The 26,011-nt window shown below is 71.7% G+C and carries 26 protein-coding genes and 2 pseudogenes; 15 read left to right on the top strand and 13 right to left on the bottom strand.

Going from position 1 to position 26,011, the window contains the following annotated elements:
- Nucleotides 1–56: 56 nt before the first annotated feature.
- Together ABT297_RS09275 and ABT297_RS09270 are read right to left on the bottom strand one after the other, a co-directional pair.
- Nucleotides 57–719: an arsenate reductase ArsC gene (locus ABT297_RS09275; protein ID WP_350546594.1), complete on the bottom strand. Its 663-nt coding sequence runs from the start codon at nt 717–719 to the stop codon at nt 57–59.
- A 16-nt stretch (nt 720–735) separates the two neighbouring features.
- Nucleotides 736–1,437 (bottom strand): arsenate reductase/protein-tyrosine-phosphatase family protein, encoded by a 702-nt coding sequence (locus ABT297_RS09270; RefSeq protein ID WP_350546591.1) that lies wholly within the window; start codon nt 1,435–1,437, stop codon nt 736–738.
- Between ABT297_RS09270 and ABT297_RS09265 the strand changes: the two are divergent.
- The 3 genes and pseudogenes from ABT297_RS09265 to ABT297_RS09255 form a co-directional block, all read left to right on the top strand.
- Nucleotides 1,361–1,972 (top strand): annotated as a pseudogene (locus ABT297_RS09265) (MFS transporter); the annotation flags it as partial. The gene ABT297_RS09270 and the pseudogene ABT297_RS09265 sit on opposite strands and share 77 nt — an antisense overlap.
- A gap of 71 nt (nt 1,973–2,043) precedes the next feature.
- Nucleotides 2,044–2,331, top strand: a complete 288-nt coding sequence (locus tag ABT297_RS09260) for a hypothetical protein (RefSeq protein WP_350546759.1) — start codon at nt 2,044–2,046, stop codon at nt 2,329–2,331.
- A gap of 51 nt (nt 2,332–2,382) precedes the next feature.
- Complete coding sequence (locus tag ABT297_RS09255) at nt 2,383–2,928, top strand: DUF488 domain-containing protein (protein WP_350546589.1); 546 nt, start codon at nt 2,383–2,385, stop codon at nt 2,926–2,928.
- 9 nt (nt 2,929–2,937) lie between these two features.
- Here ABT297_RS09255 and ABT297_RS09250 read toward each other — a convergent pair whose 3' ends face one another.
- Both ABT297_RS09250 and ABT297_RS09245 read right to left on the bottom strand, forming a co-directional pair.
- A complete protein-coding gene (locus ABT297_RS09250; RefSeq protein ID WP_350546587.1) occupies nt 2,938–3,429 on the bottom strand; it encodes a YcxB family protein in 492 nt (163 codons plus the stop codon).
- A gap of 75 nt (nt 3,430–3,504) precedes the next feature.
- Entirely contained in the window at nt 3,505–4,137 is a 633-nt protein-coding gene (locus ABT297_RS09245; RefSeq protein ID WP_350546586.1) for an MFS transporter, read from the bottom strand.
- On the opposite strand from ABT297_RS09245, the gene ABT297_RS09240 reads away from it, so the two are divergent.
- The gene (locus tag ABT297_RS09240; protein ID WP_350546584.1) at nt 4,099–4,587 is read left to right on the top strand and encodes an ArsR/SmtB family transcription factor; all 489 of its coding nucleotides are present in this window, start codon (nt 4,099–4,101) and stop codon (nt 4,585–4,587) included. The two genes, ABT297_RS09245 and ABT297_RS09240, sit on opposite strands and share 39 nt — an antisense overlap.
- A 20-nt stretch (nt 4,588–4,607) precedes the next feature.
- Here the strand turns inward: ABT297_RS09240 and ABT297_RS09235 are convergent, their stop codons facing one another.
- A complete protein-coding gene (locus ABT297_RS09235) occupies nt 4,608–5,252 on the bottom strand; it encodes a hypothetical protein (RefSeq protein WP_350546582.1) in 645 nt (214 codons plus the stop codon).
- Here ABT297_RS09235 and ABT297_RS09230 point away from each other — a divergent pair.
- The 8 genes and pseudogenes from ABT297_RS09230 to ABT297_RS09195 all read left to right on the top strand — a co-directional run bounded on the left by ABT297_RS09230 (nt 5,251) and on the right by ABT297_RS09195 (nt 16,567).
- Nucleotides 5,251–5,652 (top strand): hypothetical protein, encoded by a 402-nt coding sequence (locus ABT297_RS09230; RefSeq protein WP_350546581.1) that lies wholly within the window; start codon nt 5,251–5,253, stop codon nt 5,650–5,652. The genes ABT297_RS09235 and ABT297_RS09230 overlap by 2 nt on opposite strands.
- A gap of 67 nt (nt 5,653–5,719) precedes the next feature.
- Nucleotides 5,720–6,115 (top strand): DNA-binding protein, encoded by a 396-nt coding sequence (locus tag ABT297_RS09225; protein ID WP_350546579.1) that lies wholly within the window; start codon nt 5,720–5,722, stop codon nt 6,113–6,115.
- On the top strand, nt 6,112–7,248 hold the full coding sequence (locus ABT297_RS09220) for a PEP/pyruvate-binding domain-containing protein (RefSeq protein WP_350546577.1): 1,137 nt from the start codon (nt 6,112–6,114) through the stop codon (nt 7,246–7,248). Before ABT297_RS09225 ends, ABT297_RS09220 begins: the two co-directional genes overlap by 4 nt.
- Complete coding sequence (locus ABT297_RS09215) at nt 7,248–7,826, top strand: transcriptional regulator (protein WP_350546575.1); 579 nt, start codon at nt 7,248–7,250, stop codon at nt 7,824–7,826. The genes ABT297_RS09220 and ABT297_RS09215 overlap by 1 nt, the downstream gene beginning before the upstream one ends.
- A 188-nt stretch (nt 7,827–8,014) precedes the next feature.
- Nucleotides 8,015–9,457, top strand: coding sequence for a protein kinase domain-containing protein (locus ABT297_RS09210; RefSeq protein WP_350546754.1), 1,443 nt, complete (start codon nt 8,015–8,017; stop codon nt 9,455–9,457).
- 348 nt (nt 9,458–9,805) lie between these two features.
- Nucleotides 9,806–11,958, top strand: a pseudogene (helR, locus tag ABT297_RS09205) (RNA polymerase recycling motor ATPase HelR).
- A 71-nt stretch (nt 11,959–12,029) separates the two neighbouring features.
- Nucleotides 12,030–14,675 (top strand): MGH1-like glycoside hydrolase domain-containing protein, encoded by a 2,646-nt coding sequence (locus ABT297_RS09200; protein WP_350546573.1) that lies wholly within the window; start codon nt 12,030–12,032, stop codon nt 14,673–14,675.
- Complete coding sequence (locus ABT297_RS09195) at nt 14,672–16,567, top strand: amylo-alpha-1,6-glucosidase (RefSeq protein ID WP_350546571.1); 1,896 nt, start codon at nt 14,672–14,674, stop codon at nt 16,565–16,567. Before ABT297_RS09200 ends, ABT297_RS09195 begins: the two co-directional genes overlap by 4 nt.
- A gap of 14 nt (nt 16,568–16,581) precedes the next feature.
- On the opposite strand, the gene ABT297_RS09190 is transcribed toward ABT297_RS09195, so the two are convergent.
- Nucleotides 16,582–17,484, bottom strand: a complete 903-nt coding sequence (locus ABT297_RS09190; RefSeq protein WP_350546570.1) for a DMT family transporter — start codon at nt 17,482–17,484, stop codon at nt 16,582–16,584.
- A gap of 211 nt (nt 17,485–17,695) precedes the next feature.
- On the opposite strand from ABT297_RS09190, the gene ABT297_RS09185 reads away from it, so the two are divergent.
- The 3 genes from ABT297_RS09185 (at nt 17,696) to ABT297_RS09175 (ending at nt 19,637) form a co-directional block, all read left to right on the top strand.
- On the top strand, nt 17,696–18,595 hold the full coding sequence (locus tag ABT297_RS09185) for a DMT family transporter (protein ID WP_350546567.1): 900 nt from the start codon (nt 17,696–17,698) through the stop codon (nt 18,593–18,595).
- Entirely contained in the window at nt 18,592–18,714 is a 123-nt protein-coding gene (locus tag ABT297_RS09180) for a hypothetical protein (RefSeq protein ID WP_350546565.1), read from the top strand. The genes ABT297_RS09185 and ABT297_RS09180 overlap by 4 nt, the downstream gene beginning before the upstream one ends.
- Before the next feature lie 323 nt (nt 18,715–19,037).
- Nucleotides 19,038–19,637, top strand: coding sequence for a PaaI family thioesterase (locus ABT297_RS09175; RefSeq protein ID WP_350546562.1), 600 nt, complete (start codon nt 19,038–19,040; stop codon nt 19,635–19,637).
- Here the strand turns inward: ABT297_RS09175 and ABT297_RS09170 are convergent.
- The 7 genes from ABT297_RS09170 to ABT297_RS09140 all read right to left on the bottom strand — a co-directional run bounded on the left by ABT297_RS09170 (nt 19,594) and on the right by ABT297_RS09140 (nt 25,772).
- Nucleotides 19,594–20,265: a TetR/AcrR family transcriptional regulator gene (locus ABT297_RS09170; RefSeq protein ID WP_350546560.1), complete on the bottom strand. Its 672-nt coding sequence runs from the start codon at nt 20,263–20,265 to the stop codon at nt 19,594–19,596. The genes ABT297_RS09175 and ABT297_RS09170 overlap by 44 nt on opposite strands.
- A 44-nt stretch (nt 20,266–20,309) precedes the next feature.
- Nucleotides 20,310–21,152 (bottom strand): ATP-binding cassette domain-containing protein, encoded by an 843-nt coding sequence (locus ABT297_RS09165; RefSeq protein WP_350546557.1) that lies wholly within the window; start codon nt 21,150–21,152, stop codon nt 20,310–20,312.
- A complete protein-coding gene (locus ABT297_RS09160) occupies nt 21,149–22,174 on the bottom strand; it encodes an ABC transporter ATP-binding protein (RefSeq protein WP_350546554.1) in 1,026 nt (341 codons plus the stop codon). Before ABT297_RS09160 ends, ABT297_RS09165 begins: the two co-directional genes overlap by 4 nt.
- Nucleotides 22,175–22,182: 8 nt before the next feature.
- Nucleotides 22,183–23,073: an ABC transporter permease gene (locus ABT297_RS09155; RefSeq protein ID WP_350546551.1), complete on the bottom strand. Its 891-nt coding sequence runs from the start codon at nt 23,071–23,073 to the stop codon at nt 22,183–22,185.
- Nucleotides 23,070–24,011, bottom strand: a complete 942-nt coding sequence (locus ABT297_RS09150; protein ID WP_350546549.1) for an ABC transporter permease — start codon at nt 24,009–24,011, stop codon at nt 23,070–23,072. Before ABT297_RS09150 ends, ABT297_RS09155 begins: the two co-directional genes overlap by 4 nt.
- 145 nt (nt 24,012–24,156) lie before the next feature.
- Nucleotides 24,157–24,609 carry an acyl-CoA thioesterase gene (locus ABT297_RS09145; RefSeq protein ID WP_350546547.1) on the bottom strand — a complete coding sequence of 151 codons (453 nt, stop codon included), beginning with the start codon at nt 24,607–24,609 and terminating at the stop codon, nt 24,157–24,159.
- On the bottom strand, nt 24,606–25,772 hold the full coding sequence (locus ABT297_RS09140; protein WP_350546545.1) for a lipid-transfer protein: 1,167 nt from the start codon (nt 25,770–25,772) through the stop codon (nt 24,606–24,608). Before ABT297_RS09140 ends, ABT297_RS09145 begins: the two co-directional genes overlap by 4 nt.
- Nucleotides 25,773–26,011: the final 239 nt, after the last annotated feature.

Genomic DNA, 26,011 nt, shown 5'->3' with positions numbered 1-26,011 from the left:
AGACCAGGCCGGTGTCCCCGGCGAGGCGCGGCGTCGCGATCAGGGCCTGATCGGGGTCATGCGGTGGGAATGGCGAGCTGGTCCATCAGCCGGCGGACGCGGCGTTCGAGCTCGTCGCGGATCGGCCGGACGTCGGCGACGCCCAGACCGGCCGGGTCGTCGACGTCCCAGTTCTCGTAGCGGGTGCCGGGGAAGACAGGGCAGGCATCGCCGCAACCCATGGTGACCACGACGGTAGCGGCGCGGACGATCTCGTCGGTCCACGGTTTCGGGTACTCGTCCGTGATGTCGATGCCGCGCTCGGCCATGGCCGCGACCGCCGCCGGGTTGATCTCGAAGCCGGGCTCCGACCCGCCGGACCAGGCGACGGCTCGGTCGCCGGCGAGGTGGGCGAAGAACCCGAGGGCCATCTGGGATCGGCCGGCGTTGTGGGTACACAGGAACAGCACGACCGGTTTGCCGTCGTGGTGATGCCCTTCGACCCGGGCGAGGGCGCGCAGGCGCTGGCGGGCGAAGCGTTCGGCGAGCAGGGGCAGGAAGTTCGGCACGCTGGAGAGGCTGGCGAACCGGTCGTAGCTGGTGTGCAGGAACCGTTCGATCGTCTCGGTGCCGTACATGCCGTCGAACTCCCCGGCCAGGCGCAGGGCGGCCGTGCGCAGGGCGAGGTGCTGATCGACGGAAAGGTCCGGATGGTAGAAGCGGGCGAGCGCGTCGGTCATGACGGGACTCCGGGTGCTACTCGGGAAGGCGAGAGTCGGGGACGACCGCCGGCGCGAGGCGGTCGATGCGGCCGGCGAGGTCGGTGTAGGCGGCCTCGAACGCGGCGTCGGTGTCGGTCCGGACCGGGTCCGGCACCGACCAGTGCAGGCGCGGGTGGACCGGGGCGGCCGGCCCGGCGAGGTCCTCGTGGGCGTTGTCGCAGACCGCGATGACGAGGTCGCCCTCGCGGACGACGTCGCCGATCTTTGCGGTGCCGGTCGGGTCGAGGGCCAGGCCGTGCCGGTGGGCGACCTTCACCGCGCGCGGGTGCACCCGCACAGCGGGATGGGTGCCGGCCGAGGCGACCGGGCCGCCGACCCGGTGCCGCCACAGCGCGGCGGCCAGCTGCGAGCGCGCCGAGTTGTGCGTGCAGACGAACACCACCCGCTCGGCGGGGTCCAGACAGGGCGGGGCAAGCGATGCGAGAACCTCGGGCACGAGCCGCAGATAGGTGCGGCGCCGGTCGCCCTCCGACCGGCTGCGCGCGACCAGCCCCGCGTCCTGCAACACCTTGACGTGGTGCGCGACGAGGTTGGTCGGCAGGCCGAGGTCGTGGCCGATCTCGCCGGGTGAGGCGTCGCCGAGGGTCAGGGCGTCGACGATGGCAAGGCGGGCGGGGTCGCCGAGCGCGGCGTGCACCCGGGCCCGCGCCCGCAACGAAGCAAGCTCAACATTCATTGACTCAATGATTACTGATCTACATCGCGTGCGTCAACAAGGAGTCGTCTCCTGGTTCGACGCCGAGCGGCAACCGCGGGCGATCCTTGCGATGATCATCGTGGCCGGGTTCGCCTCCACCATCTTCATGCCGCTCACCGGGCTGCTCGAACAGCACCACGGCTGGCGCACGACCCTGCTGATCCTCGCCGCGCTCTATGCGGCCGTCGCCGTCCCCCTGCACTACGCCGTCGTGCGCCCACCGGCCGGCCGGCACGACGGAACCCGGCGCCCGAGTGCCGCCGAGCGGGCGGCAGCGGTCCGCGCCGCCCACCGCGACCGCCGGTTCTGGTGCCTCGCCGCCGCGTTCGTCGCCCACAGCGCCGCCATGAGCGCCATGACCATCCACCTCGTCGGCTTCCTGGCCGGCAAGGGTCACCCGGCCATGTTCGCCGCCACGGTCGCCGGCCTGCTCGGTGTTTTGTCGGTGGCCGGGAGGCTGCTGCTCACCGGCGCCCGCCGCAGGTTCCGCATGACCACGGTCGTGGCCGGCGTGTTCGCCGTGCAGGCCGTCGCCGCGGCCGCGCTGCCGGTGCTGGCCGGCGCCGCACCGGCGCGGTGGCCGGGGTGGTCGCGTTCGGCGTCGGGTTCGGCGTCGCATCGCTCGCCTCACCGGCCCTGCTCGCCGACCGGTACGGCACCACCGGCTACGCCACCATCGCCGGCACCCTCGCCACCCCGGTCACCCTCGCGAGGGCCGCCGCCCCGCTCGCCGCCGCGGCCCTGGCCACCGCCGCCGGCTACGGCATCACGCTGACCGCGATCGGCGCCACCTGCGCGGCCGCCGCCATCGGCATCCTGGCCCGCGCCGGCACGCCCCCGCCGAGTGCCGGCGCGGTTGAACCCCGAGGATGACTCGCTCCCGTCGGCGGCAGCGAGCCCCGGGATCGGACGATCCTGGAAGGCATGGGACAGCCGGCGCTCGTCACCTTCGGACACGGTACGGCGGACCGCGACCAGCTCGCAGACCTGCTTCGCCCAGCGGGAATCGCCGCCGTGGTGGATGTCAGGAGCGCGCCCGGAAGCCGCCGCAACCCGGACGTCGGCAGGGAGCGGTTGCGGCAGTGGCTGCCCGATCTCGGGATCGCGTACCGCCGGGAACCGCGACTGGGCGGATTCCGCAAATCGCCGCCGGACTCACCCGACACCGCCTGGCGCAACGAGTCCTTCCGTGGATACGCCGCACACACCCGGACGCCGGACTTCCTCGACGCGATCACGCTGCTCCTCGAGGAGGCCGCGGATCGGCGGACGGCCGTCATGTGCAGCGAAGCCGTCTGGTGGCGTTGCCACCGTCGCCTCATCGCCGACTTCGTGGTGCTCGCACGCGGATGGCCTGTCCTGCATCTGATGCACGACGGCCGGCTCGTCCCGCATCCGCTCAACCCGCGAGTACGTCTCCGCGACGACGGACTTCTCGTCTACGACGGGCAGCCTCCGAGCGGCGAATAGGCGTGCCCGTCAGGAGTCGAGCAGCCCGTGCTCCGCCATGAAGGTTCCGAGCGTCTCGGCGTCCTCGGCGGACATGAAGCGGCGCGGGATCACGGTTGCCGGCATCCGTCCGACGTACAGGATCCAGAACTCGGGTGTGTCCACCACCCGGGTGACCCCTTCCCAGGCGATGCCGCCGGACTCGGAGCCGCTGTGCATCATGATGTTGTCGTCGGTGATGTCGTAGCTGCCCTCGACGGCGTAGCTACTGGAGCGGCGCCGGGCGTTGAACCGCACCCACGGCGAGTACAGCATCGAGAGCAGGCCGCCCACGACCATCGCGAGGTACAGCGACGAGGCCCGCTCACCCCAGCCGGCCTCCCGCACGGCGAGCCCGATCACCCCGGCCGCCAGCAGCGCCGCGCCGATGTAGCCGTACTTGCGCAGCCGGACGCTGCTGAGCACCGCGGCCACGCGGCCCGGATAGGCGGGATCGGCCGGCACGTCGAATCGAATGTGCACGCCAGAACGATAGTGCCCCGACTCGCCCCGAACAGCGCCGACCCGTGTCGGGCCGCGCCAGCGACGGAACGAGGTTCAAGATCCGCCGAGGGTCTGCCGGCGCATCGGGGAGTACAGGATCGGCACCCACACCAGCGCGAGCGCGGCGCAGGCGACCCAGGTGGCGGCGCGCGGACCGGAGAGATCGCCGATGAATGCCGCCACCGCCGCGCCGAGCGTGAGCGCGCCGCTGAAGATCACGCGCAGGGTGCCGTTGACGCGTCCCAGCAGCCGCGACGGCGTGACGTGCTGACGGAACGACATCAGCACCACGCTGTCGAAGCCGACCTTGAAGATCACGAGTGCCCACGCGAGCGCGGCGACCGGCCCGGGAACGGCCCGACCGGCAAGCGGCACCACGAACGAGACCGGAGCGATCACCAGACCGATCACGAGTACCGAGCGACCGGCACCGAGGAACCTCGACAACCGCTCCCCGAAGAACGCTCCGAGCAGGCCACCGGTTCCGCTGGCACCGAGGAAGAGACCCAGCTGGCCCTCCGACCAGTGCAGTTCCTGGACCAGCATGAGCGGCAGCATCGCGACCGTGCCCGCGGTCGCGAAGTTCACGAGCGCTCCAGCGACGGTGATCGCGCGCAAGGTGTGGTTGCGGCGAACGAACGACAGGTGATGTTTCGGGCACGGCGCCTGGCCGACGCGGGCCCGCACCGGATGTTCTCCGAACTCGATCCCACGATCTCGTGGTCGGACGGCGTGCTGTCGGTGAACCGGCCCGAGCTGGATCTGCACCACGAGCTCGGCGGGCGCGGCCTGGTGCTCGTGCCGTCGCTGTTCGCGTGGCCGAACGTCTTCGTCAAGGCGTCCGAGCCCTGGGCGCCGGTGCTGCGATATCCCACTCGGGGCGTGGGCGCGATGTGGTTCGATGACCCACCCGCGGTCGACCTCGCACCGGTGCTCGGCCAGGCCCGGGCGGCCCTGCTGGTCGAGCTGACGACCCCGTCGACGACGACATCGCTGGCGCGCCGCACCGGGCTGGCCCCGAGCGGGGTCTCGGCCCACCTCTCGCGGCTCGCGGCCGCTGGCCTGGTCACCCGGCGGCGGGCCGGCCGGCTGGTCTTCTACGTGCGCACCGCGCGGGGCGACGCGCTGCTCAGCTGATCCGGACGCGGATCCTGACGTCAGTCGTCGATCAGCCAGTCGATGGTTTCGGCGGCGGAGTCGGCCTGATCGGCATCACAGGCCGCGGATCGAATGTCGATCTCGCGGTTCCTTGCCTCCGCGCGGGCTCTGGCGTCGCCGTCGGAGTCGAGAAATGCCGCGTGTTTCGGCGCCAGCCGCATCAGGATGCTGTCCTCGTTCCAGTCGGTGGTCGCGGTCACGATCCCATGGTCGCCGTCCGCCATGAACTCGGCGATCCCGCGAAGTACCGTGAACGCCCAGACCAGCGTCGGCAGCCGGAAGTCGGCCCGGCAGGAGAGGTCGATGGCCAGCGAGCCGCTCGCCTCGTCGAACCGGAACATCAGCTCGTCGTCATGGGCCAACTCACGGAGCACGGTCGCGTAGTCGCCGTCGATCCACCGGTCGCATTCCTCGATCGCGGCGGGAAGCTCGTCGAGGTACGGCGCTCGACCCGGACCGGGCGCGGCGATGCCGGCCCACTGCTCTTGCGACCATCCCGATGCCGGCTTGACCGGTGCTCTGAGATACGCCCGCAGGCACGGTTTCGCAACAGCGATCGCCGCCGTCAGGAACACCGATTCGGACACCGGATGACCTCCCAGCACGCACGGCAGCAGCCCGAGGGTGCTTAGCATCTGACGCATGACGTTCTGGGTACATTATGTGATTCCGCCCGGTGCGGCCGGCAACGGCATGCCCGTGCCCGCCGGTGACGACGTCATCGTGTTCGCGCGGACGATCGACGTGGATTCGGGCGAGCGGACCGTCGAGTTTTCCGTGTTCGCGGCCGGCGACGGATTCCAGATCGCCACGGACATCGACTGCACCGCGTTGCTGCGGGGAGATGCCGAGGAGGTCGCCGTCGTCCGGGCCGTGGACGCCTGGGTCGTCGACTGCGCGTTGCGGGCCGTCCGGATCCACGAGCTGCTGCTGTACCGGTGGCACGAGGTCTGTTCGGAGTCGCACCGCTCGTCGATCGAGGCGCTCCTGCGATGGCTCACGGCTCAGGATCCGTCGGAAGACTACTGGAAGCCGCTCGGCTAGCCGATCCCGCGATCGCGAACCTCAACAGCCTGTTGACAAACAGATTGTTGAAGTCGATGCTGGGCGCGTGCTTGAAGGATCGGACGATCAATCGGCGGGGGCCGTCGAGCGGTGGGCGCGGGATCGGCTGACCGCCCGCGGCGGCGAGGACCTGCCCCGGTTGCCGTGGCTGGCCGACGACCAGCCGCACGACGCGTTCACGCTGATCCGCCAGGCGTTGTGGCGCGCCAGCACCGACCGCGGGACGCTGGAGCTGCCCGACGACCTGCTGGCCGCGATCGCGCTGCTCGCCGCCGCCCGCGCCGAGCTCGACCAGCTCGAGGCGGGCCTGCTGTTCGTCGCCCGCGCCGAGGGGTTGACCTGGGCCCAGGTCGCGCGGCCGCTGGGCCTGCGGACCGCTCAGGCGGCGCAGCAGCGGCACGAGCGGGTGCTGGCCCGGCTCGACGGGGACGCCGGTTCGTGAGCGTCGTCCCGCTCGTCCACGCCGGCCCCGCCTGCGGCCGCAAGGCCCACGGGCTCGCCGTGCTGCTGCGCGCCGGCCTTCCCGTCCCGGACGGGTTCGTCGTCACCGACCCGGCCGCCGGCCCTCGGGTGGTCGCGGAGCACCTGGGCCGGCTGCGCGGCCGGGCGTTCGCGGTCCGATCGTCGGGGCTGACCGAGGACTCCGCGACGGCGTCCTTCGCCGGGCAGCTGGAAACCGTCCTCGGCGCCCGGGGCCTCGACGAGGTCCTGGCCGCGATCCGGCGCTGCGCCGCCTCGCCGCAGACGGACCGGGCGCGCGGCTATCGGGCACACCTCGACCTCGACGGCGAGCCCGCCGCGCCGGTGCTCGTGCAGGAGCTTGTCGAGGCCGACCACGCGGGCGTGCTGTTCACCCGCGACCCCCGCACCGGCGCCGACGCGGTGGTGATCAACGCGTCCTGGGGCCTCGGGGAGTCCGTCGTTTCCGGCGCGGTGACTCCCGACGAGATCATCGTGACCGCGCCCGCGGACACCGTCCGGGTCACCGTCGGTACCAAACAGACCCGGCTCGACCTGCGCGAGCACGGGCTGGTGCGTTCGCCCGTCCCCGAAGCGGACCGGGCCCGCGGTTGTGTGCCGCCCGACGAGGTACCCCGGCTCGTCGCGCTCGGCCGGCGGTGCGCGGACCTCTTCGGCCGAGCCCAGGACGTCGAGTGGGTGGTCCGCGACGACCACATCTGGCTGCTGCAGGCACGCCCGATCACCGCGCTCGGCGACCCGGCGGCCGAGGCCGGCCGGGACTCGGCTGCCCCGCTGGTCACCGGTGTGCCCAGCAGTCCCGGCCGAGCGCGGGGACCGGCCCGCCTCGTGCGCTCGGTCGATGAGTTCTCCAGCGTCCGGCACGGCGACATCCTGGTATGCCGGACCACCGACCCGGCCTGGACCCCGCTGTTCCGCCTCGCCGCCGCCGTCGTCACCGAGACCGGCGGCGTCCTCAGCCACGCGGCCATCGTCGCGCGGGAGTTCGGGATCCCCGCCGTCGTCGGCGCCGGTGACGCGATGACCAGCCTGACCGACGGCGCACCCGTCACCGTCGACGGGACCGCCGGCACGATCACCGGAGGATGCGACTGATGGGCCACCCGTCTCCCATCGAGCTGCTGGCGCTGCACGCGGTGCGGCTCAAAGGCTTCGCCGGCACCGCCGCCGTCGCCGCCCGGTTCGGCCTCGACACCGACCAGACCCGCGAGGAGCTCCTGGACGCCCAGGCACACGGCTGGCTCAGCAGGTCCTCGTTCGCCGACCTGACCGGGTGGTCGCTCACCGGGAACGGGTACCGGCGCAACGAGGCCCAGCTCCGCGACGAGCTCGACCGCGCCGGCGCCCACGGGACCGTCGCCGCCGTCCACGAACGGTTCCTGCCGCTCAACTCCCGGGCGACCCAGATCTTCACCGCATGGCAGCTGGACGCCGGCGGTCCCGCGGACACGTTCCGCCGGCTGGCCGGCCTCGCCGGCGAGCTGCGCGAGCTCGAACGGCCCCTGGCCACCCACCTGGGCCGGTTCGCCGGCTACCACGACCGGTTCGCCGCCGCGCTGGCCCGGGCCGGCCACGACCCGGCGTGGATCACCGGCGTCGAGGTCGACTCGTGCCACCGGGTCTGGTTCGAGCTCCACGAGGACCTGATCGCCACGCTCGGCATCACCCGGTAACCGCGCCGGCCCGTCCCGCGGGAATGCGTGCCGGGCCGGCGCTTCATACAATCCGCCCGGACGCGTGACCGCGCATCGATCATGAACCGGTACCTGAGGCCGTGGGGCTAGCGAGGGTTGTCCATATTCGCCAGTATTCCCTGGCATTTGAACAGAAATGTCTGTGGCACACTGTCTGCGTGGTGGAGATGCCGAGGCTGGTGTCCGGTCGGTACCGGTTGATCGAACGCGTGCGTGAGGGCGGAACCTCCTTCGTCTGGAGTGCGCAGGACGAGGTCCTCCGGCGGCGGGTCGCCGTGCGGCTGCTCGCCGCGAAGCTGGATGCCGACGGGCGCCTGCGGGCCGCCGCACAGGCCGCGGCGTTGCTGAACCATCCGAACGTCCGAGCCGTCCACGACTACGGCGTGGCCGGCGACGAGGCCTTCATCGTGATGGAACTCATCGACGGAGTCCCGCTCGCCGACCGGCTCAGCCGCGGTCCGCTGCCGTGGCGCGGCGCCGTCGAGGTGTGCGCCCATGTCGCCGCCGCGCTGTCGGCGGCGCACGCCCGCGGCCTGGCGCACGGAGACGTCACGCCCGAGACGATCATGCTCACCGACGTCGGCGTCAAGGTGGTCGACTTCGGCATCGCCTCGATCGTCCGCGCCAGAGCGGGCGGCGGCAGGTCCGCCTATGCCGCGCCCGAGCGCCGGACCGGTCCGGCGGACCGCGCCCGGGAGCAGGCCGCCGACGTGTACGCGCTCGGCGTCGTGCTGTTCGCGGCGCTGACCGGCCACCCGCCGGCGACGGGCCGGGCAGGGTTGCTGCGCGACGACCCGGAGCCGGCGCCGCTACCGCTGATCCCGGGGATGCCGCTGGAGGTCGCGACGCTCTACCAGCGCTGCCTCGCCGCCGAACCGGCCATGCGCCCGTCCTCGGCGGCACTGGCCCATCGCCTCGCGGCCCTGGCAGGTGTACGGGTGGGTGCCGTCGACGTCCGCGTCGTCAATCCGTCGCACGACGAGACCGCCAACCTGGGCTACACCAGGGAGTTGCCGGCGACGACGGAGCACCCGCCGCGGGCACGGCCCGGCCGGCTGCGGAAGGTGGTCGTGGGCTGCGCCGTGGCCGTGGCCGTCGGCTTCGCCGGGACGGCCGTCGCCGGCGCGCTGCTGCGCTCCGGAGGGTCCGGCCAGGTCCGGTGGTCCACCGGGTCCGGCGGGCCCGCACCGAGCGCGTCCGCGTCGAGCCTGCCCGGAGCCGGCGCCTCGGCGGGCGCGACGAGTTCGCCGAGCACCGGCGCGGGCCCGGCGTCCACCGCGTCGTGCACGGTCGCGTACCAGGTGAAGCAGGCCTGGGACAACGGCGCCACCGTGGCGCTGTCGATCACCAACACCGGCCGGAAGACGCTGCCGGAATGGGCTCTCAGCTTCGACGTCGACGGTCGGGTACACACGGAGTCCGGCTGGAACGGGACGTGGCACCAACAGGGCGCACAGGTCACCGTCACCGGCCTCGACGGCCATCCGGATCTCGGAGCCGGCGTGTCGGTGACCGACGTCGGCGCCAACATCGACGGTCAGCACGCCGGGACGATTCCCGACATCTTCGTCCTGAACGGCATGCGCTGCCAGACGGCGGCACAGCCCTAACAAAAAGCGGCCCTAACAAAAGCAGCCTAAATGCCTGCGATCTGCGTCGCCCGACCATCATGTTCGCCGTGATCACGGAGTAAAAATGCACAAGGGCCAGCACGTTCGCTCCGTGATCATGGAGAGTCCCATGCACTGTGGGCGCCGGGCGCATGGCCACGGAGGCCTTGCTCGCGGACTGCCGCTGCCAGCCAATTGACGGTCGCTCTAAACAAAGAAATGGAAAGGTAAGCGCTCCGCGCCCCTTTCCATTCTCAACGTATATCGCACCGGGGGGCTTGTGGCAAGACCCGGGTCCTGCCGCAGAATCGCTGGCGGCCTCAGATCGGAGCTGATGACGTGGACCCCCTGGCCACCGGCGTGTTCTACCTTCCCGACCACCTCTCCCCCAAGGCCGACCCGGCGCTGATCGCCCGCGATGAGCAGCACTTCGCGGCCATCGCGGCGAGCCTCGCGCAGTCGATCGCCGACCTGTCCGGCCGCCTCGACGCCGAGCGCAAGGCGTCCGGCGGTAAAGGCCGGCAGGCGCTGGACCGGGACCAGGCGGTCCACCGGCTGAGCGCTCGCCTGCGCGCCCTGCGCCGCTTCGGCATGGACCTGTGCCTGGGTCGCATGGTCGGCGCGGACAACCCCGAGCCTGTGTACGTCGGACGTCTCGGCCTCACGGACGGAGCGGGTCGCCGGCTGTTGCTCGACTGGCGCTCCCCGGCGGCCGAGCCGTTCTCGCGGCGACCCACGCCAACCCGATGGGTCTGGCGAGCCGCCGCAGGTACCGCTGGACCAAGGGCCGGATCACCGACTACTGGGACGAGGTGTTCACCCCGGACGGGCTCGAGGGGCACGCCGCGCTCGACGACCAGTCCGCCTTCATCGCCAGCCTGGGCGGCAACCGGTCGGCCCGGATGCGGGACGTGCTCGGCACCATCCAGGCCGACCAGGACGCCATCATCCGAGCGGGGTCCCACGGCGCTCTCGTCGTCGACGGCGGTCCGGGCACCGGGAAGACCGTCGTCGCGCTGCACCGCACCGCCTACCTCCTCTACTCCGACCCCCGCCTCGGTCACCGCCGGGGCGGCATACTGTTCGTCGGCCCGCACCAGCCCTACCTGGCCTACGTCGCCGACGTCCTGCCCAGCCTCGGGGAGGAGGACGTGCTGATCTGCACTCTGCGGGACCTCGTCGCCGAAGGAGCGGCGGCGGCGATCGAGACCGACCCGGAGGTGGCCCGGCTGAAGTCGTCCGCTCAGCTGGTGCGGGCGATCGAGGCGGCCGTCAGGTTCTACGAGGAGCCGCCCGCCAAGGGGATGGCGGTCACCACCGACGAGTCGGACATCTGGCTGAGCGCCGACGACTGGGCCGAGGCGTTTGAAGCTGCACCCGGCACGCCGCACAACGAGGCGCGCGACCAGGTCTGGGAGGAACTGCTCACCACCCTGGCGAACAAGCACGACGGCGACGAGCCGGAGCACCTCCTGCGCATGTCGCTGGAGCGCGACAGGGAGCTGCGCACGGCCTTCAACCGCGCCTGGCCGCTGCTCGAGGCGGCCGACCTCGTCGGTGACCTGTGGTCGGTACCCGCCTACCTGCGCAAGTGCGCTCCCTGGCTCAGCCGCGACGACGTTCAGCAGCTGCAGCGCACGGACGCGCAGGCCTGGACGGTGTCCGACCTGCCGCTCCTGGACGCGGCACGGCAGCGGCTCGGCGACCCGGAGGCGTCACGACGGCGGCGGCAGCACACCGCCGCTGCCGCCGCCGAACGCGCGCGCATGGCCGACGTCGTCGACGACCTGATCCATGCCGATGCCTATGACGACGGTGAAGGCGTGTTGACGATGCTGTACGGGCAGGACATGCGCAACTCCCTGGTCGACGAGGCCGCGCTGCCCGGTACCGAACCGGACCGGCTCGCCGGCCCGTTCGCGCACATCGTCGTGGACGAGGCGCAGGAACTGACCGACGCCGAGTGGCAGATGTTGCTGCTGCGCTGCCCGTCCCGCAGCTTCACCATCGTCGGGGACCGCGCGCAGGCCAGGCACGGGTTCACGGAGTCGTGGCAGGAACGGCTCGAGCGCAACGGGCTCGACCGGATCAACCTGGCCTCCCTGAGCATCAACTACCGCACGCCGAAGGAGGCCATGGCCGAAGCCGAGCCGGTCATCCGGGCCGTACTCCCGGACGCCAACGTACCGACCTCCATCCGCGGCAGCGGCGTCCCCGTCGTACACGGATCCGCCGCGGATCTGGCCTCGATCCTCGACACCTGGCTCGCCGCGCACGCCGATGGGATCGCCTGCGTCATCGGCGATCCAGGGTTCTCGGCGACGTTCCCGGCGATGCCCCGCGTCCGGTCGCTGACCCCGGAGCTGTCGAAGGGGCTCGAGTTCGACTTGGTCGTGCTCATCGACCCCGAGGCGTTCGGCGAGGGCATCGAAGCAGCGGTCGACCGCTATGTCGCGATGACCCGGACGACCCGGCAGCTCGTCATCCTCACCAGCTCCTGACAACGCCGGGCCGTTGAAGCTCACGCGGGCTGGGTGACGACGTCGCGCGGCGGGGATGATCATCTTGCGATGTGAACAATCCGGAGCGGGAGCGGGTGGCGTCGTTCGGGCCCCCCGAGGACGGGCTGCTCGACGCGAGCCCGTGGTACCTGTGGGGTCCGTACCTCAGCGAACGGGCGTGGGGCACGGTACGCGAGGACTACAGCGGCGGCGGCACGGCGTGGGAGGCGTTTCCGCACGACCACGCGCGGTCCCGCGCCTACCGATGGAGCGAGGACGGCCTCGGCGGCATCTGCGACGCGCAGCAGCGGCTGTGTTTCGGGTTCGCGCTGTGGAACGGGCAGGACCCGATCCTCAAGGAGCGCATCTTCGGGCTGACCGGCAACGAGGGCAATCACGGCGAGGACGCCAAGGAGTACTGGTGGTACCTCGACGCGGTACCGAGCCACGCCTGGCTGCGCTGGCGCTACCACTACCCGCAGCGGGCCTTCCCGTACGAGCGGCTGGTCGCCGAGAACCGCACCCGTTCGCGGCAGGAGCCGGAGTTCGAGCTGCTCGACACCGGCGTCTTCGACGACGACCGGTACTGGATCGTCGAGGCCGACTACGCGAAGGCTGACCCCACGGACGTGCGGATCCGGGTCCGGCTGACCAACGCCGGGCCCGAGGCGGCGACGATCCATGTGCTGCCGACGGTGTGGTACCGCAACACGTGGTCCTGGGAGGCGGGCGCACCGAAGCCGCGCCTGGCCCACGTGGACGTCGCCGGCGGGTCCGGGATCGGCATCGAGCACGAGAACCTCGGCCCGCTGGTGCTGCAGGCCGCGCCGGCGCCCGACGGCACGCTCCCGGCGCAGCTGTACTGCGAGAACGAGACCAACACGCAACGGCTGTTCGGCAGCCCGCCGGCCACGGCGTACCCGAAGGACGGCATCAACGACCACATCGTCCACGGCGCCGGCACCGTCAACCCGGCCCAGGAGGGTACGAAGGCGGCGTTCTGGTACCGGCTCACGGTGCCGCCCGGCGAGACGGTGGAACTGTCGTTGCGCCTGGCGCCGGACGCCGGCCCGGACGCGTTCGGCCCGGCCTTCGAGGAGGTGCTCACCCAGCGGCGCGACGAGGCCGACACGTTCTACGCGGCGCTGACCCCGCCCGGCACCAGCGCCGAGGACGGGATGATCATGCGGCAGGGGTTCGCCGGCATGATCTGGGGCAAGCAGTTCTACCACTACGACGTCGGCCGGTGGCTCAGCGGCGACCCCGCGCAGCCGCCACCGCCGCCGGGCCGCCGGCTCGGCCGCAACGCCGGCTGGCGCCACCTGGACGCCTCCGACATCATGTCGATGCCCGATCCCTGGGAGTACCCGTGGTTCGCCGCGTGGGACTCGGCCTTCCACGCCGTCGCGCTCGCCCACCTCGACCCGGCCTTCGCGAAGTACCAGCTGATCCTGCTCTGCCGCGAGTGGTTCCAGCACCCCAACGGCGCGATCCCGGCCTACGAGTGGGCGTTCGACGACCTCAACCCTCCGGTGCAGGCGTGGGCGGCGCTGCAGGTGTTCCAGATCGACGGGCGGCGCGACATCGCCTTCCTGACCCGGGTCTTCTCCAAGCTGGTCCTGAACTTCACCTGGTGGGTCAACCGGGAGGACGCCGAGGGCAACAACCTGTTCGAGGGCGGATTCCTGGGCCTGGACAACATCGGTCCGATCGACCGTTCCCACCTGCCCGCCGGGTTCTCCCTCGAGCAGTCCGACGCGACGGCCTGGATGGCCTTCTACTGCATCAACCTGCTGGAGATGGCCTACGAACTGGCCCGGCACAACCCGGCGCTGGACGACCTCGCCGTCAAGTTCATGGAGCACTTCGGGCTGATCTCGGAGGCGATGCACGGCAAGGACCTGTGGGACGACAACGACGGGTTCTACTACGACGTCCTGCGCGGCGCCGACGGCTCCGCCGTGCCGCTGCGGGTCCGGTCGATGGTGGGCATCATCCCGCTGTTCTCCACCAAGGTCCTGCACGAGGAGGATTTCCAGCGGGTACGCCGGCGCTGCAAGAGCCTCGCGGAGATACCCGAGGAGCATGTCCTGACCAGGCCCGACGGCGAGCGGTTCGTCGGCGTCGGCGTCGCCGCGCAGGGTCGGGTACGCCGCGTCCTGACGCACCTGTTCGACGAGGACAGCTTCCTGTCGCCGTACGGCCTGCGCGCGCTGTCGCGGTGGCATGCGCAGAACCCGTTCAGCGTGGAGCTGCCCGGCTACACCGCGAGCGTCGGCTACGAGCCGGCGGAGTCGAGCACCGGCATGTTCGGCGGCAACTCGAACTGGCGCGGGCCGCTGTGGGTACCGCTGAACTACCTCGTGCTGCGCACGCTGGAGGACTACCACTCGCACCTGGGCGAGTCGATGAAGATCGAGTACCCGACCGGGTCCGGGCAGCTGCGCACCGCCGGGGAGATCGCCGAGGACCTGCGGCAGCGGATGCTCTCGCTGTACCGCCGCGGGCCCGACGGTCGCAGACCCGCGCACGGGTGGGTGCGGCCGCTGCAGGAAGACCCGCGCTGGCGCGACAACCTGCTGTTCTACGAGTACTTCCACGCCGACAACGGCGCCGGGCTCGGCGCGTCGCACCAGACCGGCTGGACCGGCCTGCTGGCGGAGCTCGTGGCCCGGCCGACGTCGCGGCGGCCCGAGCGCCTGGAGGCGCGGTCATGATCGCCTTCGGCCGGCAGGTCTGCGGCGACCTCGAGCTCGCCTCCTCCCGCGAGTGGCTGGTGACCGACGGGCTCGGCGGATACGCGATGGGCACGGTCTCCGGTCTGCGCACCCGCCGGTATCACGGGCTGCTGGTGGTCGCGTCACCCGGAGCGAGCTCCCGAAGGCTCGGCCTCGCGGCGCTGGAGCCCGTCGTGCGGGTCGGCGAACGAGTGTTCCGGCTCGCCACCGACGAATGGGCCGGCGGCGCCGTCGACCCCGCCGGTCACACGCATCTCGCGCAGTTCAGCCTCGAGCACGGCGTGCCGAGCTGGCGTTGGGACCTCGGCGACGTGGTGCTGGAGCGCGAGCTCGCGATGGCGCACGGCCGCCCCGCGGTCGGCGTCGTGTTCCGGCTGCTGCAGGCCCCACGCCCGGTCGTGCTGGACCTGATCCCGCTGTGCACGTGGCGGGACGCGCACGGCGAACGCCTCGCCGGCGGCGCGCCGGAGGTGACCGCGGTCGCCGGCGGCTTCGAGTTCGAGAACGCCTACCGGGTGGCCGGCCCGGGGTGGCAGCCCGACGGCGACTGGTACCGCGGGGTGTACGCCCGCGAGGAGGCCGCCCGCGGGCTGAACCCGGTCGAGGATCTCTGGGCGGCCGGGCGGTTCACCGCCGAGCTGGAGCCCGGCGGTACCGTGCAGATCACCGCGGCCGCGACGCCCTTCGACGGCGTCCTGCCGCCGGCCACCCGCCTCATCAACGAGGCACGCCGGCGAGCACGCAAGCTGAGCCGGCAGGCCGGCGCCACCGACGCCGCCGGACGGCAGCTCGCGGTCGCGGCCGACCAGTTCGTCATCGACACCCCCGCGGGGCCTTCGGCCGTAGCCGGCTACCCCTGGTTCGGCGAGTGGTCGCGCGACCTGATGACGTCCTTCGAGGGGCTGCTGCTGGCCACCAACCGGCTCGACGAGGCCCGCGAGGTCCTGACGCGGGCCAGTGCGACGGTGTCGGAGGGGATGCTCGCCAACACCGCGGACACCGGAACACTGGAATACAACACCGCGGACGCGGCCCTGTGGTTCCTGCACGCCATCGGCCGGTACGTCGACGCGACAGGGGACCTGGACATCGTCGCCGCCCTCGGCGACAGCATGCACGACGTTCTCAGCCACCACCAGAAAGGCACGCGCTACGGCATCGCGGCCGACCCGGTCGACGGCCTGCTCACGCAGGGGTCCCCCGGATTCGCGCTCACCTGGATGGACGCCCGCGTCGGCGGCCGGCCCGTCACCGAACGCCGCGGAAAGCCGGTCGAGATCAACGCGCTGTGGATCGAGGGGCTCACCGTGACCGCGGACCTCTTCGACCGCATCGGCCGGCCGAACGACTGGGGCGCCGCCGCGGAGCTGGCGACGGCCTCGTTCCGGCGTCGCTTCCCCCGGCCCGACGGGCTCGGACTCTACGACGTCGTCGACGGGCCGGGCGGCGACGACCCGTCCCTCCGCCCGAACCAGCTGCTCGCCGTCGGCCTGCCGCACGCGCCGATCGTGGACCCGCGGGTGGTGGAGGTGTGCCGCGAGGCGCTGCTCACCTCGATCGGCCTGCGCTCCCTCGCGCCCGACGCACCCGCCTACGTCGGCCGGCACAGCGGCGGCCCGGCCGAGCGAGACCACGCCTACCACCAGGGCACCGTCTGGCCCTGGCTGATCGGACCGTTCACCGACGCCTCCCTGCGCGTCGGTGCCGACACCGGCGGACTGCTCGACGGCCTCGAACTCCACCTCGGCGAATGGGGCCTGGGCTCGGTGTCGGAGACCGCGGACGGCGACGCGCCGCACGCCGCCACCGGCTGCCCGTTCCAGGCGTGGTCGGTCGCGGAGCTCGTCCGCGCGCGCCGCGCCGTTCGATGAGCGGCAACGCCTCCTCACCCGCGGTCGTGGTGCAGACGATGGGGCAGGTGCGGAAGGTGGTGAGGACGGTGGTGCGCCTCGACCAGGTGCGTGGCGGCCAGGGCGTACACACCGACGGTCATCACCCCCAGCCCCAGGATCTCGACGGCGATCGTGAGCGGCGCCATCCGCAGGGAACCCTCGAGCACCCCGATCCCGATGGCGACGCCGGCGAGCGGTTCGGCCGCCACCACAGGCGGATAGGACACCGGCAGCGGGGCGAGCTTGTACGCGCTCTGCGCGAGCAGTATGCCGATCACGGCGACCGCCACGACCGCGTACGGCGTCCACGACAGCAGCAGCATCAGCACCCCATGGTCGAACAGCCGCCGCACGGCGGTGCTGGTCAGGGCGGCCTGCAGGCCGAAGAGCATGCCGGCGCCGAGCCCGAGCATCGCCGCCTCGTGCTGCGGGCGCATCCGCCGGGCGAGCGACACCAGGCCGAAGGTGATGATGCCGATCGCCCCCGCGGCGACCGCCCACTGCCAGATCGGCGCGTCCGCGCGCTCGCCCGGACTCGGCTCCCCCGCGAGCAGGAACGCGACCACGCCGGCAACCACGGCGATCGCGCCCGACCATTCCCGCCGGCCGACCCGGTAACGGCTCCAGAGCGCCGCCACGGGTAACGCGAACAGCAACCCGGTCACGGTCAGCGGCTCCACCAGAGCGGCACTGCCCAGGCCGAGGGCGATGCCGGCCAGGATGTTGCCGACCACCGCGACGGCGATGCCGCCCAGCCACAACCGCTGGTGAACCAGGTACCCCAGCAGCCGCCAGTGCAGGACCGTAGCGGCCGGGGCGCGGGCCGCGGCGCGTTGCTGGATCGCGTTGCCGATCCCCATCAGCGCCGCGGCACAGACCGCCATGGCGTACACCATGCCCTCGGCTTACCCTGCGGCACGGCGATGGACACCTCAGCGGGGCGCTTACCGCGGCGAGGTACGGGCCGCGATGGGCCCACAGGATTAGCCCTCGCGGATCGTGGTAGGAGAGGCCACATGCGCGCACTGAGTGCTGTTCCAACGACGAGGTACGGCATTCCGGCCGCGCGGCGCTGACCGGCGGCACGGCAGCCGGCGGGCGCGCCCTGTGGACCTCGTCGCGGTGCTCGCGGGCGTCGGCTCCGCCGTCTGCTTCGCCGTCGCATCCGCGCTGGAGCAGAGCGCGGCCAAGCGGGAGCAGCTGTCGCGGCCGCTCGACCCGCGCCTGATCATACGGCTGGCGCACCAGCCGAGGTGGCTGCTGAGCTGGATCCCGGAGGCCGTCGGCGCCGGCCTGCAAGCGCTCGCCCTCAGCCGCGCCCCGCTGGCGTTCGTCGAGCCGCTGCTGGTCAGCGGGCTCTTCCTGGCCATCCCGCTGGCCGCCGCCCTCAACCGGCGCCGGATACACGTGTCGGACTTCGGCGTGGTGGCGCTGGGCGGGAGCGGACTGGCCGTCTTCCTGCTCTCCGCGCAACCGCGCCCGGGGTTGTCCCAGCCGTCGCTGGCCGGCTGGCTGGGCGTCGCGCTGTGGGCGACCCCCGCCCTGGCCGTCTGCCTCGTGGCCGGCGAGCGCGCACGCGGCCCGCTGCGCGGCGCTCTGCTCGGCATCGCCACCGGCCTGCTCTTCGGCATCGGCGCCTCCCTGCTCAAGACGCTCGCGGCGGACCTCACCACCGATCCGCTGTCGGTGCTGACCACCCCGCAGGTCTACGTGCTGGCGGTCGTCGGCGCCTGTGCCGTCGTGCTCAACCAGCACGCCTTCCAGAGCGGCCGGATCGCCGTGCCGCTCACGGCGATCGTCATCCTCGACCCGCTCACCAGCGTGCTGATCGGCGTGACCGCCTTCCACGAACGGCTCTCCACGACCTGGCCGCAGATCGGCTTCCAAGCCATCGGCGTGCTCGCCATGGCGGGCGGGATCTGGCTCGCCGCGACCAGCCAGGCCGAGACCCTCAACGGGTCGCCGGGGCCGACGCCAGGGCCGACTTCGCGAACCCCGCGCAGATGAACCACTTCACGTGGTACCCGGCGCACGACTGGACGAAGGCGTACCCCGGCGAGGGCAAGTTCTTCGCGCCGGATTGCGTGCCGGGCACCTACATCCCGTCGCCGGAGTCCGACGGCTGACATAGGCCGATCGCGTCAAGGAGCCCCTGTTCCGGCCACCCGCCGGCCAGGGGTTCCGCCGTTCCCGCCGGTCATCCCGTCCGTTGCCGCGCACGCCTCGCAAGGGCTTTGACGTGATCATGGCGACTGCTAAGGTGAAGCAAGCAAGCGCTTGGTTCAGCGGTGAGGCGTGGCGGATCTGGATTTTGGACGGCGTCGAGCACCCCACCGCCCCACACTCGCCTGGAGCCGCACATGAAGCAGGCCGTCATCGTCGACGCCGCGCGCACGCCCTTCGGCCGGCGCGGAGGCGCGCCGTCCGCCGCGACGATCGTCGAGCGGCCGTGAACGCGACGCCCCCGGCCGGGCCGGCGAACCTGGCCGAGCTCGTCCACGCGACCCGGGAGTTGATGGTGGCGGTCGGGCTGACCGACGTCGACGAGGCGGACGTGCGCGCGGCCACCGACGCGGTCACCCGGGTGACCGCCACGCTGCGCGAGCGCAGCCGGCCGCGCCTGATCCGCCGGTTGGAGACCAGCCCGAACGGCGACGGGGGCATGCACCCCACCCACGAAGCGGTCTCGGGCAGCCTCAACCCGCTCTCCGGGCCGATCATGATGATCCCCGACGCCGAGGGCGGTCTGACCGCGACGGCGCGCGTGAGCCCGCTCGTGGAGGGGCCACCCGACGCCGTGCACGGCGGGTATGTCGCCATGGTCGTGGACAGCCTCATGGGCCAGCTGATCCGCACGACCGGCGTGCGGGCCGTCACCGGCACGCTGCTGTTGCGCTACCGGCACCGCACCCCGCTGGAGGAGGAGCTGACCTTCGCCGCGCGGATCACCGAACGGGTGGGGCGCCGGATCAAGGTGTACGCCACGGTCTCGGCGGGCGGCGTGGTCACGGTCGAGAGCGAGGCGACGTTCGTCGAGGTGGCCGCCTGAGGCCGGGGAGCGGCGCCGCGTCGCCGGCCGGCAGGGCGCGGGAGCCGGCGCCGTCACGACGGATGCCGTGCAGGAAGACCGACACGAAGTTGGCGGCGAACCGCCGGGTGGGGTAGTCCTCGGACGGGGTGAACCAGCGCACCGACAACCACAGGGCGTCGCGAACCAGGCGGTAGAGCACCCGTGGGGGCACGTCCGAGCGGAACACCCCGGCGGCCACGCCGGCCTCGAGCAGGTCGACCCAGCGCCGCTGTACGCCACCCACCGCCTGCCGGATCTTCTCGTAGCTGGCCAGCGAGTGCAGGTAGTTCCCGCTGTTCTGGTAGATCTCCGTGGCGTACGGGTGGGCTTCGATGATCGACAGCGAGCCCTCGACCAGCCGCACGAACTGCTCGGCCGGGTCGATATCGGCCGGGATCGCGCCGTAGCAGGCGTTGAGGTCTTCGAGATAGCGGATGACGATGGCGGCCACCATGTCGTCCTTGGACTCGAAGTAGTGGTAGAGGCTGCCGGACAGCATGCCGGTGACGTCGGCGATCTCCCGGACCGTGGTGGCCGAGACCCCCTTGGTCGCGAAGAGTTCCGCCGCCTTCTCCAAGATGAGCGATCGACGATCCTGCGAATCCACCGACTGGCTCCTGTCCGAGGCAAGGCTTCGATGACGCCCGATCGCTAGACGCCTGTCACGCCGGGGCTGGGCGCCCCCGCGTGGCCGCGGGCCGAGTGCCGGGGGATCGGAACCGGGGTCGCCGCGAGGAGCCGCTTGGTGTACTCCTCAGCCGGCGTACGGAAGATCTGCTCCACGCTGCCGCGCTCCACGACCTGCCCCGCGGCCATCACCAGCACCGAGTCGGCGATCACCTCGACCAGCGCCAGGTCGTGGCAGACGAACAGGTAGGCCAGCCCGAACTCCTCCTGCAGGTCCTTGAGCAGGTTGAGCACCTGTGCCCGCACCGATACGTCGAGGGCCGCGACCGGCTCGTCGCACACGATCAGGCTCGGGTTCAGCGCGAGCGCCCGGGCGATGGCCACGCGCTGCAGCTGGCCGCCCGACAGCTCGGCGGGATAGCGGGCGAGGTACCTCGATCCGAGCCCGACCGTGTCGAGCAGCTCGGCGACCCGCCGCTCCCGCGCCGCGGCGTCCATTGTGGAGTGAACCACCAGCGGCTCGGCGACCGCGTCGGCCACCCGCATGCGCGGATCCAGTGAGCTGTACGGATCCTGAAAGATCATCTGCATGCGCCGGCGCATGCGGCGCATCTGACCGCCCTTCAGCGACCGCACGTCGACGCCGTCGAAGGTGATCGTTCCCGTGTCGGGCTCGATGAGCCGCAGCACCATCCGGCCGACGGTCGACTTTCCGGCTCCGGACTCCCCGACCACTGCCAGGCACTCGCCACGATCGATCGTGAAGCTGACGTCGCGGACCGCATGCGTCCACCGGTTGCGCCGCCCGAGCAGGTCGCGCCCCGAGGAGAACGACTTGGACAGCCCCGTGACCTCGAGCAGGCTCATCCGGCCGCCACCCCTTCCAGCGTGATCTCTCCGGCCCGCACGCAGCGGGACAGGCTCCCGGCCGGTGAGGGCAGCAGCGGCGGGTGGGCGGTGTCGCACACCCCCGGGACGGCGAAGCCGCAGCGGGCCTGGAACCGGCAGCCCGCCGGCCAGGTCCCCGCGGACGGGATCTGACCCGGGATCGAGGCAAGCCGCTTCCCGATACCCGCGCGGGGATTGGGGATCGACGCGAGCAGCCCGGCCGAGTACGGATGCTGGGGCTCGTAGAACACGTCCCCGGCGGTGCCGTCCTCGATGATCTCCCCGGCGTACATCACCACGACCCGCTCGCACAGGTCCGCCACGACGGCCAGGTCGTGGCTGACGAACAGCAGCGCGACCCCGGTCTGCTCCCGCAGGTCGCGCAGCAGCGTCAGGATCCGCTCCTGCACGGTGACGTCCAGCGCGGTCGTCGGCTCGTCCGCGACGAGCAGGCGCGGGTTGGTCGCCATCACCATCGCGATCATCACCCGCTGGCACATGCCGCCGCTGAAGGCGTGCGGGTAGTCGTCCACCCGGGACTCGGCGCGCGGGATCTCGACGAGCTTGAGCATCTCGACGGCCCGCGCCCGCGCCGCGCGCCGGCCCAGGCCGAGGTGCCGCCGGACGGACTCGGCGATCTGGTCGCCGACGGTGAAGGCCGGGTTCAGGCTCCGCGTCGGCTGCTGGAAGATCATGCCGATCCCCCCGCCGCGCAGCGCCCGCCACTCCCGCTCCGGCAGCGACGTCAGCTCCCGGCCGTCGAAGGCGACCGATCCCTCCGCGATCCGCCCACCGGTCAGCCGGGTCAGGCCCATCACCGCGAGCGAGGTGACAGTCTTGCCGGAGCCGGACTCACCGACCAGCCCGACCGACTCCCCCTGCCCCACCCGCAGCGACACGTCGGAGACGGCCCGGACCCAGCCGCCGCCGCGCGCGGGGAACTCGACGCTCAGGCCGCGGACGTCGAGCAGGTCCGGCGCTGTGGTCATGTCGATGGTCATCGCTCGGCCTACTCCGCTCGGGTCCGGGTCAGGCCCCGGCGCACCCCGTCACCGAGGTAGGTGAAGGAGAGCACGGTCAGAAAGATCATCACGCCGGGCGGCCAGGCCATGAACGGCGCCGTGTCCATGTTCGCGGCCGCGGTGGTGAGCATCGATCCCCAGCTCGCGGCGGGCGGCTTCACGCCGAGGCCGAGGAAGCTCAGGCTCGACTCCGCGGCCACCGCCGCGCCGAGTGACACCGAGGTCACCAGGACGATCGGCGGTAGCACGTTGGGCAGGATGTGCCGCACGACCGTCCGCGTGCCGGTGCAGCCCAGGGCGATGCTCGCCTCGATGTAGGTCTCGTGGCGCACGTTCATCGTGCTGGCCCGGGCCACCCGGAAGAACCGCGGCGACATGATCAGCCCGATCGCGAGCATGGCGTTGGTGATGCCGGGGCCGAGCACGGCGACGATCGTGATGGCCAGCACCAGCGATGGAGTGCTCATCATGGCGTCCATGACGCGCACGAGCACCACCTCCAGCCAGCCCCGCACGTAGCCGGCGATGATCCCCAGCGGCAGGCCGATCACCAGCGCCAGGCCCGCCGCCTGTACCGCCGCCACCAGGGAGACCCGGGCGCCGAAGATGATCCGGCTGAGCACGTCGCGCCCGTAGTCGTCGGTGCCCAGCAGGTGCTCGCCGCTCGGCGGGCGCAGCCGGTTGAGGACGTCCTGGGCGTTCGGGTCGTGCGGCGCCACCACGGGGGCCAGGATCGCCACGACGATGAGCAGCAGCAGGAACCCGCCGGCGACCACGGTGGTGGTGCGCCGCAGCATGCCGCGCAGAAGGCTGGTCTCGACCGCGCCGCCCTCCGGCTGATCCGCGGACGGGGTCGGCGCCACGGTGGTTGCGGTCATGTGCGGACCTTCGGGTTGAAGTAGCCGTAGGAGATGTCGACGAGCAGGTTGACCAGGACCACGATGGTCGTCGAGAAGAGCACGAAGCCCAGCAGGACGGGCACGTCGCGGGCCAGGACGCTGTCGACGGCGAGCCGGCCGAGGCCCGGCATGTTGTAGATGATCTCCAGGGTGACCGAGCCGGCCAGCACCTCGGAGACCCGGAAGCCCAGCACGGTCACCACCGGCACGGCCGCGTTCTTCAGCGCGTGCTTCAGCACGACGCTGAGCCGGCTCAGGCCCCGGGCCTCGGCGTTGAGAATGTAGTCGCTCTTGAGCACGGTACCCAGTGACGAGCGCAGCTGCAGCGCCACCTCGGCCGCCGGTAGCAGGCCCAGCGCGAGCCCGGGCAGCACGAGGAAGGACAGCCACGTGCCGAACCCGTCGGCCAGCGGCCGGTAGCCGAAGGCCGGGAACAGCCGCAGCGACACCGTGAACAGCGAGGCCAGGACGATGCCGAACCAGAATGCCGGTACCGCGATCGCGATCGAGGACACCCAGTTGACGATGCGGTCGAAGATGCCGTTCGGGCGCAGCGACGCCAGGATCGCGAACAGCATGCCGAAGACGACGGCGATGACCATGGCGACCACCACCAGCGACACGGTCGTCGAGGCCCGGCGCAGGATGAGGTCGGTGACGTTCTGGTCGGCGATGAACGAGACGCCGAGGTCGCCGTGCATCGCCGACCAGACCCACTGCCCGTAACGGGCGAACATGGGTTCGTCGAGGCCGAGGTTGTGCCGGATCATCGCGATCCGCTCGGGGGTCGGGTTGTCGCCCGCCAGGGCGTAGGCGGGATCACCCGGTGCGAAGTTGATCAGAGCGAAGACGAGGAACGGCACGATGAACAGCAGTGGTACTGCCGCCAACAACCGCTTTCCCGCGAAACGAAGCATCGGAGTGCACCCGGCCTCTTCCCGACGGCTCGGTTGTCGAACAACCAAGCGCTTGTTCACATGAACCTAGCGCCTCCGATTGATCTCGGTCAAGCGCTTGTTTGGGCACTCTGCCTTCCGCGCGGACGGCAGTGCCGCACCGCGCTCAGCGATGCGGCGCCATCACGTTGAGCAGAGCGGAGCGCATCGGCTCCGGCACGGGCACCGGCTCGCCGTCCGGCCCGATGGTCACGTTGACCAGCCACGCCCGGGCTACGAGCGCCGCGTCGTCGTGCCGCACCATCCGGAAGCCCCAGCGCAGCGAGGTCCGGCCCACGTGCTCGACCAGCAGCGACAGCGCGATGCGGTCGAACACCCGAGCCGGGGACAGATACTCGCACTGCGCCGCCCGCGAGACGATCCGGAAGCCGAACCGTTCTTCGAGGGTGTCGGGGCGCAGGTCGTTGAGGTACAACCACTCGGTCTGGACCCGTTCCATCCACGGGAACCAGGCCCCGTAGTAGATGATCTGCGCGGGGTCGCAGTCGGCGTAGCCGAGCCGCAGGTCGAGGCGGTGAACCTCCGGCGTGGCGCTCGTCCCCGCTCGCTCCGCGATCACTCAGCGACCCCGACGATCAGCCCGCTCGTCGGCACGGCCGTGCCGGACGTGACGATCACCGTCTCGACGCCCTCGGGCTGGTTCACCGACGTGCCCCGCACCAGCCGCACCGCCTCGGCGATGCCGTTCATCCCGTGCAGGTACGCCTCGCCGAGCTGCCCGCCGTGGGTGTTGGTCGGCAGCCGCCCGCCGATCTCGAGGTTTCCGTCCGCGATGAACCCCGCCGCCTCGCCCCGCCCGCAGAAGCCCAGTTCCTCCAGCTGCGGCAGGACCAGCGGCGTGAAGTGGTCGTAGATGATCGCCGCGTCGATGTCCCGCGGCGCGAGCCCGCTCTGCGCGTAGAGTTGGCGGGCGACCAGCCCCATCTCGGGAATGCCGGAGATCTGCGGCCGGTAGTAGCTCGTCATGAGATGCTGGTCGTCGCCGCTGCCCTGGGCCGCCCCGAGGATGCGGACCGGGCGGTGACGCAGGCCGGCCACCCGGTCCTGCGCGGCGACAACGATCGCCTGGCCGCCGTCGGACTCCTGGCAGCAGTCGAGCAGGTGCAACGGCTCGGCGATCCAGCGCGACGCCTGGTGCTCGGCGAGGGTGATCGGGCGCCCGTAGAACCACGCCTTCGGGTTGTTCGCGGCGTAGGCGCGGTCCACCACCGCCACACGGCCGAAATCCTCGCTCGTGGCACCGAACTCGTGCATGTACCGCCGGGCGAAGATCGCCACCTCCTGGGCCGGGGTGTTGAGCCCGAACGGCGTGAGCCAGGAGAAGCCGGCCCGGTCGGCGCCGGCGGCCATCGGGCGGTCGGCGTGGCCGAGCCCGAAGCGCACGCCCGAGCGCTCGTTGAACGCCCGGTAGCACACCACCACGTCGGCGACGCCGTGCTCGATCGCCAGCATCGCCTGCTGGACGGTGCCGCAGGCCGCGCCGCCGCCGTAGCCGACCCGCGTGAAGAAGGTCAGCTCGCCGATGCCGGTGTTGCGGGCGACCTCGATCTCCGGGTTGCTGTCGTTGACGAAGGTGACCAGGCCGTCCACATCGGACGGTTCGAGGCCGGCGTCGGCCAGCGCGAGCAGCACCGCCTCGCAGGCCAGCTGCAGCTCGCTGCGCCCGGACTGCTTGGAGAACTCCGTCGCGCCGATCCCGGCGATCACCGCACGGCGACTCATGCCGTCACCTCCGCTTCGCTCCGGCAGCGGCACGAGTTACACCTGCATCTATTATGAGCGGCCACTCCGCTGCGCTCCGTACCACTCATGCCGTCACCTCCGCTTCGCTCCGGCAGCGGCATGAGTTACACCTGCGTTGATGATGAGCGGCCACTCCGCTGCGCTCCGTACCACTCATGCCGTCACCTCCGCTTCGCTCCGGCAGCGGCATGAGTTACACCTGCGTTGATGATGAGCGG

Origin of the sequence: Dactylosporangium sp. NPDC000555, assembly GCF_040300025.1 — a bacterium.
Taxonomy (GTDB): domain Bacteria; phylum Actinomycetota; class Actinomycetes; order Mycobacteriales; family Micromonosporaceae; genus Dactylosporangium.
Note: the sequence above shows the minus strand (reverse complement) of the source record. Positions and strands in the feature narration are given on the sequence as shown.